General features: G+C 48.0%; 12 protein-coding genes. 4 read left to right on the top strand and 8 right to left on the bottom strand.

Going from position 1 to position 12,054, the window contains the following annotated elements:
* The coding region (locus tag C3406_RS26570; protein WP_223177208.1) for a hypothetical protein at positions 1-72 on the top strand (72 nt) is incomplete at its 5' end.
* A 44-nt stretch (positions 73-116) separates the two neighbouring features.
* On the opposite strand, the gene C3406_RS26205 is transcribed toward C3406_RS26570, so the two are convergent.
* The 7 genes from C3406_RS26205 to C3406_RS18390 form a co-directional block, all read right to left on the bottom strand.
* A complete protein-coding gene (locus C3406_RS26205; RefSeq protein ID WP_158250570.1) occupies positions 117-263 on the bottom strand; it encodes a hypothetical protein in 147 nt (48 codons plus the stop codon).
* Between the two features lie 57 nt (positions 264-320).
* Complete coding sequence (locus tag C3406_RS18415) at positions 321-815, bottom strand: hypothetical protein (RefSeq protein ID WP_015063025.1); 495 nt, start codon at positions 813-815, stop codon at positions 321-323.
* A 181-nt stretch (positions 816-996) separates the two neighbouring features.
* Entirely contained in the window at positions 997-2,403 is a 1,407-nt protein-coding gene (locus C3406_RS18410; protein WP_223866369.1) for a hypothetical protein, read from the bottom strand.
* Positions 2,404-2,556: 153 nt separating this feature from the next.
* On the bottom strand, positions 2,557-2,886 hold the full coding sequence (locus C3406_RS18405) for a hypothetical protein (protein WP_000140246.1): 330 nt from the start codon (positions 2,884-2,886) through the stop codon (positions 2,557-2,559).
* 204 nt (positions 2,887-3,090) lie between these two features.
* Positions 3,091-5,805 (bottom strand): P-loop NTPase fold protein, encoded by a 2,715-nt coding sequence (locus C3406_RS18400; RefSeq protein ID WP_157843391.1) that lies wholly within the window; start codon positions 5,803-5,805, stop codon positions 3,091-3,093.
* A 124-nt stretch (positions 5,806-5,929) separates the two neighbouring features.
* Positions 5,930-7,080, bottom strand: a protein-coding gene (locus C3406_RS18395; protein ID WP_087855188.1) for an IS3 family transposase whose coding sequence is annotated in 2 segments (ribosomal slippage) — positions 5,930-6,822 and positions 6,822-7,080 — 1,152 coding nt in all. Because the reading frame shifts where the segments join, the coding sequence is not laid out codon by codon here.
* Between the two features lie 44 nt (positions 7,081-7,124).
* Entirely contained in the window at positions 7,125-7,613 is a 489-nt protein-coding gene (locus C3406_RS18390) for a P-loop NTPase fold protein (protein ID WP_023280967.1), read from the bottom strand.
* An 858-nt stretch (positions 7,614-8,471) separates the two neighbouring features.
* On the opposite strand from C3406_RS18390, the gene C3406_RS18385 reads away from it, so the two are divergent.
* Positions 8,472-8,768 carry a helix-turn-helix transcriptional regulator gene (locus C3406_RS18385; RefSeq protein ID WP_017384073.1) on the top strand — a complete coding sequence of 99 codons (297 nt, stop codon included), beginning with the start codon at positions 8,472-8,474 and terminating at the stop codon, positions 8,766-8,768.
* Positions 8,769-9,191: 423 nt separating this feature from the next.
* The gene (gene acuR / locus C3406_RS18380; protein ID WP_023280966.1) at positions 9,192-9,848 is read left to right on the top strand and encodes an acrylate utilization transcriptional regulator AcuR; all 657 of its coding nucleotides are present in this window, start codon (positions 9,192-9,194) and stop codon (positions 9,846-9,848) included.
* 62 nt (positions 9,849-9,910) lie between these two features.
* Here acuR and acuI read toward each other — a convergent pair whose 3' ends face one another.
* Positions 9,911-10,894 (bottom strand): acrylyl-CoA reductase (NADPH), encoded by a 984-nt coding sequence (acuI, locus tag C3406_RS18375; protein WP_023280857.1) that lies wholly within the window; start codon positions 10,892-10,894, stop codon positions 9,911-9,913.
* Positions 10,895-11,294: 400 nt separating this feature from the next.
* Between acuI and C3406_RS18365 the strand changes: the two genes are divergently transcribed.
* Positions 11,295-11,992 (top strand): IS1 family transposase gene (locus C3406_RS18365; RefSeq protein WP_223195083.1). Its coding sequence is split into 2 segments (ribosomal slippage): positions 11,295-11,544 and positions 11,544-11,992, totalling 699 coding nucleotides; the frame shifts between segments, so codons are not numbered across the junction.
* Positions 11,993-12,054 lie beyond the last annotated feature (62 nt).

Raw genomic sequence — 12,054 nt, 5'->3', positions numbered from 1 at the left:
GCTATGGCCATGGTGCGTGCGTTGAACAGGATGACAAAGGCTGGGATGCCAGAAAGCGTGCGTATTGCCTGAAAATCCAGCCAGCTACAGGGTCGTTCGCAAGAAATCTTATTTATTCAACAAAGCCACAGCAATGACAAATCATTCAGGGTCATCGGATATTCAACTTCCAGGCTGTAAAGTGCATTGGCGCTGGAGGCAGTGGCCTTGTCAGCGTGGCAGGCATTAAAAATGAAAACGGTATTTTTTTCTTGAATAGTCATAGTGCAATCCTCTGGATAATTAGCCCTGTTTTCAGGACGGTTTTCGATTAAAATTATCTATTCTTTTTTATTACTTACTGAAATCTGTTGAACAGGTTCTGACTGATCATTTTCTCCGACCGGTGTTTTGTCGACAAATGACCATTCTTGTTTGGGTTCTTTATATAAAGCACTAGCCTCAGTATTCATCCATGATTCAAAAGCAACATAAGTCATGCCTTCCTCACTAACGCGGGCCTTAAAAACCTCCCAAGCTTGCAGATCAAGCGGCTGGTACTCTTTCAGCGACTGGTCAAGCCATCCCTTCCAGATTTCCTTACGATGTTTAAAATGAGGTATAGCCAGGTATGCATAACTACCCGCAACACAAATTAAATACAGGAAGCCGCTCCATAGAGAGGAATTGAAAAAAATCTGACTAGGGAAAATACATGCCACTATGGCAATAATTAATAGCAGGTGTTCCTTACCAGTGGGCTTATTAAATTCCCAGTTGATTGAAATGCCCCTTATCTTCCTTAAGTTCCTTTTTTTATCCTCTTTATCGGTCATATATCAGTCCCTAATAGTTTTAAAATGGATGTTGTTAGTCTGATGAAAAAAGTTACTTTTCAAACCCGCACCGTAACGGACTTCACCCCTGCGAGCATTACACCACACACATTTCATCTATTTTTCCGTTAACGGGGCTATTTTCACGCTTTTTTAGGTCTGTCTGATTGTGCTAATTGCCTCACGCCAGCAGGCGGACCAGACGATTCAGCAGAGGCCTTAACAGTGCCGCAGTACTCTCCCGGCAATCATCCACATGCCGGAATCCCGTCTTTTTCGAAGACTGGGGACCGGACAGCATCCTCAGCGCCCAAATAACCTCCCGTAAGGTTTCGTCGTACTCCTGGGAAATACACCTGGCTAACGTCGTCAGAAAGCGTTTTCTGACAGCCCGGTAATACAACCGTTCCTCCGGTTGCATTGATTGAGGCTTAATCCGCAGGTTACAGAGAGTCAGTACAGCGTCGAGCAGACCGGCTTTCAGTTCGTCACCCGTCCGGGCCAGATGTTGCTGGCGTTCGTTCTCCAGTTGCGTCGTGATCCATGCCCCAAGAGGCGTTCGGTTGTGGGTGTGCAGCGCCACACAGGCCGCAACACAGCACCAGAAGCGCAGTTTCTGCCGCTGCCCCCGCAGTTTACGGGCAACGAGCAGGCGGTAATCGCAGTCGGTCAGGATCTTGAAACGGTGGCTGACGAGCAGGGACGGCAGCGGCGTCTGGTCGTTAATGCCAAGACGTGAAAAGGCCTGCCCGCGTTGAGCGAGGCGGTGGTACACCGCACCTTTCCCCCGGGAAATTCGGACGGCGCCGTATCTAAGCAGGTACTGTGCCGCCGCCACGGGGGTAAACTCACCGTCAGACACACGCTGGCGTAATCCGTCATATTCATGCCAGATAATCCAGGACGCAGTGTCTTCATCGACCGTCAGCTCATCCTCTTCTTCGAATGCAACGATGTTCAGGCTTTCCCCGCTGCTCAGCAGGCTGCGGGAAGCACGGTCATCCTCCCGACCGTCAAAATAGGCCATTTCGGCAGACGGATCAGACAGCCCGTCAAATGACGTCCCGATACGGCCTTCCGGCAACTTCATCCAGCGTGGTGCTGGCATCGGCGTGCGGGGTACGGGTTGCATAGCTGGCTCATCGTCGAGCAGATCCAGTGCCCCCCCTTCCCACACCTGGCGGTAAAGTTCGATGGCGCGAAATGGTCGCGGGTTAAAGCAATGCAGTGACCAGAGAAAGTCGATATGCAGCACGTTGGCTTCCTGCACCAGTCGAAACTGCGGCTCCGCCATGCGGCGGTTATGCGCCGTATCTTCGACCTCGCCAGAAAGTAACTTTTCCCGCACCGCTGCGGCCCGCTGGGCCTCCACGTAATCGAGGCTGCAACAGATATGGAACAGTCGTTCGGTCAGGGACGACGAGAAAACATTGGGCTGAAGACGCACATACCCGCCCTCAAACACTTTGCGGCCGATATAATCCCGAAGGCTCCAGTCGTACTGGATTTTGGTCAGGAAACGCTGAAGGCGGTTTAGACCAGCCTGGTAGCCGTACTTCTCAGGATCAGTGCGGAGTAAGGTTTCCATCGAGTGGTCAATGCCGACGGCGCAGCATAAGGAGCACCCTATAATTCTGATCATTTAGAAATTTTTTTGCGTTTAAAATCAATGAATTGAAAGATTTCATTTTTCTAAGTCTGATAAAACAGATGAAAACCCAACTGACTATACTCATAAAACTCAATCTTTGCGCTGCTGTACGATACCAGTAATTACAGGCGCCGAGTTTAACATCATGAAAAGTAGCCCAATAATGAATGACGCAACGCCAGCTGCGGTGCCTAACTTCTGACTGAACACCATTGAAACAAAGTACATATTTGGGATAAAAACGGACATAGCAATCACGAAAAGTAACTTATTCAGATAATTATTTATTCGGGTCTTAACCTCAACTCTATCATAAAAAGCCATCGAAACGTAAGCAGTTATCAGTGAATAAAAAGACCATGTCATATAGTTAACCGATTCATTAAATGCCTCTCGCAAAAGCAAAGCACTTTCTGTCATTCCCTACCTCATTAAATCAATAGAAAATAAATCTGAATAATTTATTTTTAAAAGAAAAGAACACAACATAACTTCAGTAGTTATGATTAATCCCTGAATGATTATTTCTTAGCAAGATATAACATGCTTAATGTATATCAGGCAATAAAAAAACTCCCAAAGACCACCGCTGTGGTCTTCAGGTATAGGATTTAAAGAACGAACTCAGTCCGGAAACGTATCACTATCTTCTGTAACGTCCGCTTTCTCTGGTAACATTCTGTTTTTAATATACTGTGAATTCCTGCAGATGAGAGGAAAAATCTCCGAGTTATTCATTATACAACTCGTTGCCGTACGGGCGTCCTCCGGAGACCATGATGAAAATGAAAACGTCTGACGGTCAAGCCATTGAGACAATAATACATTATCAACAGAAGCGCTAAACAGCGCCGCAATAGCCCTGCGTTCAACGGCCTTCTCAGGTTCAATAAACGACAACTCATTATGAAAACGGGTAATAATCGCAATACGGCTGTCAATACGAATATGTCTTTCAAGTAAGACATCGTGCAACTCATCAAGTACAGTCTCTCTCTGGGTATCGTCGAGGCAAGACCACAGGAAATGAATGTTCTCGGCATTTGTGACAACGTCTGGCTCTGCATCACGGAACCATGATGCAAAGATACCCACACTACCTTCCATCCGGATATGCTGCCCCTGAAGTTGCATTTGTTCAAGGATAAAGCGCATGTTCACAGGAAGAACCGTAAAACACTCAATAAGCCTTTCAGAAGAACTAAATACTCCACATGCCAGGGCGTTCAGCTTTTTCTTCAAAATATCAAACTGCTCACCTGACTGATATACGTCATGGAGAAATACTGGACCCATAGCATTCACATCAGACTCAATTATTTTCTCTGACAGTGCTTTTTGACGCTCTCGCACAAATATTAAAAGAGAGGTTGCATTTGTAGCTTCTTTGATGACGTCATACTGACCTTTAACAAAGCTCAGGACAGGTATATTCACCAGAAGACCTAAATCAACAATCCTGCCAACAGCATTTTTGATGTACGGCAGAACATTTTTATCCTTAAGTGCTATAAAGATACTCTCGGCAGTACGTAGATAACGAAGATATGCAGCCAAAGCCAGGTCAAACCGTTCCTCACCAATATGTTCACTGTACGACTCGATACCGGCATAGTTACCATGGAGCACCATGTGAGCAACAGCCTGTGCAGCAAATTCCGCAGGGAAGAGATTCCTCGTCGCCGTATTATTAAGATAATATTGATTTAAAACATTATTATTCCAGTCCGGGCTCAGAACAATTTTTCTGAAATGGATAACGTCCTCAACAACCTGACGATTTTTAAGCGTCATTATTGCAGAGCTAACCTGAGCCCCACCTGTACCATCATTCTTTCCAATTACGTTCTGTACCGCCTTCGATGCAATATTGATATGCCGGATAATTCCCGGATTAAAAAGGTCTATCTGAGGTTGCTCAGCTCCATAGCGTAACATCTCCTCCCGACCGTGATTTCCGATATCTAGTGTGCCAATTTTCAGGTTTGACAAGGTCTCTTCATTATTGACAAGGTATTCCACATAAAATACGCCATCTACAAAATTCTCCATTTTATTCAGTAGTGATTCACCGGCCAGAACAGAGTATGAATCAGCTTCCTGCAGCAACGTCTGCGTGGATTCAGCCTCCAATTTTTCTGAATCCTGAATTTCATCAAGTTTACTCACAATAAACGATATTTGCCTTTCGACGAAAGGCTCTAGGCTTATCCGCCCGTCAGCCATCAGTTTCTGCAGACTCAATACGAAACCTTCATCATTCTTTTCTCTGAGTGAAACAGCATAACTCTGATTCAGCATTTGCACTGCGACTTTGAGTTGCGGTTCGGCGAGAGCCTGACACTTCTCATCCATCCGGCTATAAGAAACCAGCCAGTCTCGCATCTGAATATGTGGTGCCACTCGCTGCCATGCTTCAGCGAAACCCCACAAGGCCGTCAGTTCTTCAAGCCGTGGGATATTTATAGCACCAATCGCGTCTTTAAGAGGCGTATCAAGCAACTCGCTCCTGGCAAGCTCCACCGTGGACTGATAGTGGATGCTCATCAGAAATTCGCTCCATCTTTCTGTATCGTTATTAAAAATTCGGGATATTTGTTGATAAGTTAGCGAGAGCATCTCGTCAAAATCATCCGGAGCAATACCGGGTTCGGTCTGACTAGCTTTGGGATCGCGAAGTAATACTTTAATATCTCGCTCCCCGTATCTGACCACCAGTAAGTAGAGAGCAATAAGAATATGGCGATGATCTTCTGTTGCAGGAACGGTAAGGTTCAGAATATGAATATCATTAACAAACTTCTTCATTAATCGCGGTGTGATACGAGGATACTCAGAGGGTTTCCAGCGCTCAAGCAACACCGTTGCTTCCCGGCACGCTATCCCTGCATCCTCATTTACTGTTTCTTTCCAGTACTGCCTTAACGCTTCCTGCCATCCTGCCGAAATAAGAGGAGGAACCTGAAAACTTACAGGAATCCGCTTTGCAATAAACTCACGCCCGCTGAAACCCGCCACAGAAAGTGAGGCTGAAACCTGTCTTGCCGAATAGGGCACCACTATCCTGAAGTGTTCATGAGTGGCTCCGGCAATAAGCTCCATATCACTCCAGAGCTCTTTCACTTTGTCTGCACTGATTCGGTCCAGATTATCAATGATAAGGATGAAGCGATCTCCATGGGAAATGACCTCTTTGGAGGTAAATCCCTGCAGAGCTTCAGCCAGCTCAATAGCTCCGACCTCCTTATTAACTAGCCAAGTCTCTTCAATCCTGTCAGTACTGTTGCGTTTGAACAAATCACCAATACTCGAATACCCTTTCTTTCTGTACCATTCCATGTTCTGCAGGCATGCCAGTCCTGCGACCATAATGGCAGGAGAAAGAAACGCGGCCACCTCAACATAAAAAAGCCACCCTAATAATGACTCCTTGTGATCCTACCCACGTAATGTGGACACGGCCCTAAGCGAGGTTCTGGTTTTCAAATTGTTCGGGACTGAGTCCGCCACAGGCACTGTGTCGGCGCCACCGATTGTAATCACACTCGATATAATTAAACACCGTCATCCGCATGATTTCCCGGCTGATAAGGCGTTCCCCGTGGATACATTCCACCTTCAGCGAGTGGAAGAAGCTTTCCGCGCAGGCATTGTCGTAACAACATCCTTTGGCACTCATGCTACCGTGCAGATTATGCCGCTTCAGTAACGCCAGATAGTCTGCCGAACAGTACTGCCCGCCTCTGTCCGTATGCACGATGACATTTTCCGGGCGCTTACGTCGCCAGAGTGCCATCTGTAGCGCATCGCAGGCCAGCTGCGCTGTCATCCGCGACGACATCGACCAGCCGATGACAGCACGGGACCACAGGTCAATGACCACCGCCAGGTACAACCAGCCTTCGTCCGTGCGCAAGTACGTGATGTCACCCGCCCACTTCTGATTCGGGCCACTCGCGTAAAAATCCTGTTTCAGCAGATTTTCAGACACCGGCAGGCCATGTTCGCGGTATCGGACCGGGCTGAACTTCCGGGCCGCTTTTGCGCGAAGCCCCTGACGCCGCAGGCTGGCGGCAATGGTTTTGACGTTGTACTCAGGCAGTTCGTCAGCGAGACGAGGCGCACCATAACGCTGTTTTGCCTCAGTGAATGCCTGACGGACAGCAGTATCACAGACGAGCCGGAACTGCTGACGTGGTGTTATCTGCTGACGACGCAGACGCCACGCATACCAGCCGCTACGGGCGACCCGCAGTACCCGGCATATGGCTTTGACGCTGAACTCAGCCCGATGTTTTTCAATAAAGACATACTTCATTTCAGGCGCTTCGCGAAGTATGTCGCGGCCTTTTGGAGAATGGCCAGCTCCTCTGCCTGTTCCGCCAGTTGGCGCTTAAGACGGGCAATTTCAACGGACATTTCCTGCTCACGTTCGGAAGAGCTGCGGGCATTGTTAATCTTACTGCGCCATGCGTAGAGCTGGGATTCGTACAGGCTGAGTTCCCGGGCAGCGGCAGCAACACCGATACGTTCCGCAAGCTTCAGGGCTTCGTTGCGGAATTCAGGCGTGTACTGTTTGCGGGGCTTCTTACTGGTTGATGCTGGTTTTGTCATGAGTCACCTCTGGTTAAGAGTTTACTCACTTAGTCGTGTGTCCACTATTCGTGGGTAAGATCATTGTTAGTAAAATATTGATTAAGGTCTGTTAGCACATAACGAAGCATCTGCACGGAAAGCAATGACAGTAAAATAAAAACGACGGTCAACCAGCTTAGCCTGCTGCTGACCCTCTTGTCGTATTCAACGATGTTACCCAGAGCCAGATTTTTATACTTATCCAACACATCCCGGGAGCCCGGACATTGTAGGCTGACCCCGTGGTGGATGACATCGATAAGCGCTTTTTTAGTTGAGCCATGATGGTAACGTTCTGCATCAAAGTTAATGAACGTAAAATCATCTTTAAGCTTTTTCTGCAGGAACTTCAATATTGTTGACTTACCTGAACCCAGCTCACCTTCCAGACCAATAATATTGACATCAGGTGTCCTGATGATCTGAGCCACATTCTCTGCAACTTTTTCATGACTGCTGCCTCTAAACATATCCTGGTCAGCGGGTGATTCCGTCTGCAATCGTAGAGTCATTCAGCAATTTCCTTCGTTATAACGTAAGATTCTTTCACTATTAGACACAGTACAGAGCCCACAGCAACCAAATGACTGCAGCCGGGGCAGTTTAGTTTTAAGCATGCATAAGCCGATTTCGATGGAATCCCTTTCACACAATAATATTGAATTGAAGCAATGAAAACATTAATGTGTTTGTTGTGACTAGCTGCAGGGGCCTGGAAGAAATTCCAAAGCCTGACAAACCGGAACAGGGCTTGCTCTGCTCCGGTTTTATCCAGTTCATCTTGAAGCCCTTGTTTTTGTTACATATCCCTGCTCACTCTTTCAGCCATTGTTAAGCTTCTTGTGTGTAATCTGCGAATAATACGGATGCAAAATTGATGCAATGGATTATACATACCTACAGCGCACGTTACGCTGAGCTGAATCGAATTTCAGAGAACGTTCTTCGCTATTACCCTGCCCAGCCAGTTGAACACATTTTATCATCCGGCCCCGAGAGTGACATGTTCTCTGCCTGGTACAGCCTTCATCAGAGTCAAACTAGACGTTATTTACAGGCAAAAGAAGACAGCTACAGAGTTTAAGTCTGACATTATTCGTGGCTGTGTCTGCCTTCGGAGTTTTCAGCTTATCCCGATAACAGCGGTTTTGAAAAATTGACGTTTTTTACACCGGTACATTGCCCGAACGCAATCTCCCCCGTAGCGAAATACCGCCCCGCAGAAAATCGTCCATGCTCGGCATGCCCCTGGAACATCAGCATCTTTTCAATAAAGGTTTTACAGCCTATAGTCTGTATAACACAAAATACACCTTACCTGCTGTATTACAGGGCGGTACTCCCTACTCAGTCTGCGAGGCAGGTCACTTATGAATAATCAGTTCCCGATAAAAACGCTGAACCAGCTCAGACCTGTGCTAATCGGGTTTCGCAAAATCAAGGGCTTCACGCAAAAAGATGTGTCTGAGAGGCTTGGCGTAACGCAGCAAACCTATGCCCGCCTGGAAGCAAACCCTGCTAGCGCCAGTATTGATCGTCTGTACAAGGTATTCAGTATTCTGGGCGTAGAAATAACGCTGTCATCTATTTCCCCTTCACCCTTCATTTCCCACACAGAGATGAGGGGGGCATTTGACAGCACTCCCGCCAGACGGGAGAAATGGTGACTATTAGAAGTTTGCTAGTTTTGTCGAATGACGCCAACTACATGTCCGCATCCATCGAGTAGTGGCTTCAAGCCACGATTGTCACTGCCTCCGCTGCCTTTTTCCAGTAACTCTCTCCTTTTAATTCTAATATTTAGGGGTGTCAACGCAAAGCAGAAACGGCACCTTCTTTGCGAGACAGAAATGACCTGTGATTGCCTGGCCGATTTATGGCAGCTAAGTGCGAGAAGCGGATATAGCGAATTCGCCATTGTACGGGATTAGCAGGTTTACTGAAGCAACCTGCGATGGCGTTATGGCAATAGTCAGTCCCCTGTCCAGTCGGCATAGGTGGCCACCTCGTCACCGCCGGGGATAAACTGATTGAAGCCTCCGCGCAAAATCACTTATTCTTTTCCGTTAATAAAATGCAGGAGCAAAGTCATGACTGGCGAAATTCGTGGGCGAGGCAGGCCACGAAAAACAGAGAGTACCTATACAGATACCCGTAATGACCTGATCCGAAGCGGGCTTGAACTGCTCACGCAGAATGGTTTTCTTTCAACGGGAGTCGATGCCATTGTCAAAAATGCCAGTGTTCCTAAAGGCTCATTTTATTACTATTTCAAGAGCAAAGAAGAGTATGCCCAGACTGTTCTGAGCGCCTATGACAGTTTCTTTGTGCATAAACTCCAAAAACATCTGTATGAATCATCCTTCACACCAATGATGCGTCTGGAAAATTTCATCGACGATGCCTGCGACGGCATTAAAAAGTACAATTTCACCCGGGGCTGTCTGGTTGGCAATATGATGCAGGAGAGTCCGGGTCTTCCACTGTCCTTTATCAAACAGCTCCACGAAATACTTGAGCGCTGGCAGGCGCTTGTGGCGTGCTGTCTGTCCGACGCGTTATCTTCGGGCGAAATCCGTTCCGATATGAATAATACGCAACTGGCGGCCATTTTCTGGAGCAGTTGGGAGGGTGCCGTAATGCGTGCCAAACTTTATTGCTCAACCCAGCCTGTGTACGACTTCTGGAGCTATTTCAAAAAGTCAGTACGCTATCAGCCCTCTAAGGACACGGCTGTTGAAAAGTAAAAAAGGGGCCGCAGCCCCTGATAATAATTATCAAACCCAGGCTGAGCCTGGCTTCCACTTCATTAGCTACACTGAATTACTGCCCGGCCACGAATTCCGCCACTCAGAAGTTTTTCGGCCACATTGATGGCATCACTCAGCGGATAAACGGTGGTCAGGCTATCCAGTCTGGACTCCGGTAAATACTGTACCGCCTGCTGCCAGATCGCCGCTCTTTTTTCCTTCGCGAACATGACACTGTCAATCCCTTTCAGCGTGACGCCACGCAGGATAAACGGAGCCACATTCCCCATTAGTTCCATCCCCTGTGCCATGCCGCAGGCTGCAACAATACTGCCATAACGCACCCCGGCGCATACATTGCAGAGCGTATGGCTACCGACTGTATCAATGGCGGCAGCCCAGCGTTCTTTCTGTAACGGTTTTCCGGGACAGGAGAGCTCGGAACGGTTAATAATCTCGTCCACACCGACCGTTTTATAGAGCCAGGCAGCCTCTTCCGGGCGTCCAGTAGACGCCGTAACGCGGTACCCCATTGATGCAAGGATCATGGCCGCAATGCTCCCGACGCCGCCGCTGGCACCGGTAACAAGTACCGGACCATCTTCAGGCTTAATACCATGATTCAGAAGTGCGTCTACGCACAGCATCGCGGTAAACCCAGCTGTTCCGATTGCCATTACGTGTTTGCCGTTAGCGCCAGCCGGGAGCGGCGTCAGCCAGTCTCCATTTACCCGTGCTTTTTCGGATAGTCCGCCCCAGTGTTTTTCCCCAACACCCCAGCCGGTCAGGAGAACCTTATCTCCGGCCTGATATTCGGGATGTGAACTGGCGGACACTGTACCGGTAAAATCAATGCCGGGCACCATGGGAAAGCGTCGGACGATTGGGCCCCGGCCCGTAATGGCCAGTGCGTCTTTGTAGTTGATGGATGAATAGTCAACATTGACCTCCACATCCCCCTGCGGTAGTTCACTTTCAGCGATTTCAGCAAGTTGCGCACTATAGCGTCCATCTGTTTTGTTGATTAATAAAGATTTAAACACGTTCACCTCGTTTGTCCGGGCGTTTACCGTTCAGTCATTAAGTCGTCAATAAATAATATTGACCGATCGTCTAATAATCAACACTACTATCCCAGTGCTTTGCCAGCATTCAAGAAACATTATTCATTTCATGCACTTAAAGCTGTCTTTTTTGACCGACATCAAACTGTATTCTGGTTTATCTGGTGCAGAGGGAAAATCAGCATCCCTGAAGATACATAGCTAATGCTTCAGAACACGGCTGATGATGCGATAAAACAACCAGGCTTTAATGAGTTAGTCTGAGCGGACCTTCGGCTCAGTAAATAGGTCCGCTCCGTGCCAAGAGCAGACGCTGGTAATTCGGGTAATGGTGCCAACTTACTGATTTAGTGTATGATGGTGTTTTTGAGGTGCTCCAGTGGCTTCTGTTTCTATCAGCTGTCCCTCCTGTTCAGCTACTGAAGGCGTGGTGCGTAACGGTAAAAGTACTGCCGGACATCAGCGCTATCTCTGCTCTCACTGCCGTAAAACATGGCAGCTACAGTTCACTTACACCGTCTCTCAGCCCGGTACACACCAGAAAATTATTGATATGGCCATGAATGGCGTCGGATGTCGCGCCAGTGCACGCATTATGGGCGTTGGCCTCAACACGATTTTACGACACTTAAAAAACTCAGGCCGCAGTCGGTAAACTCACGCATACAACCGGGCAGTGACGTCATTGTTTGCGCGGAAATGGACGAACAGTGGGGTTACGTCGGCGCTAAATCACGCCAGCGCTGGTTGTTTTACGCGTATGACAGGATACGGAGGACGGTTGTGGCGCACGTATTCGGTGAACGCACGTTGGTCACGCTGGAGCGTCTTCTGGGCCTGCTGTCGGCCTTTGAGGTCGTGGTATGGATGACGGATGGCTGGCCGCTTTATGAATCACGCCTGAAGGGAGAACTGCACGTTATCAGCAAGCGATATACGCAGCGCATTGAGCGGCATAACCTGAATCTGAGGCAGCATCTGGCAAGGCTGGGCAGGAAGTCACTGTCGTTCTCAAAATCGGTGGAGCTGCATGACAAAGTCATCGGGCATTATCTGAACATAAAACACTATCAGTAAGTTGGAGTCATTACCGGTGCTCTGATATATTTATTATACTATAGTGGGGTATGTGTTGATCT

It is taken from the genome of Leclercia sp. LSNIH8 (assembly GCF_002920195.1).
Taxonomy (GTDB): domain Bacteria; phylum Pseudomonadota; class Gammaproteobacteria; order Enterobacterales; family Enterobacteriaceae; genus Enterobacter.
This window is presented reverse-complemented; position numbering and strand designations above follow the sequence as displayed.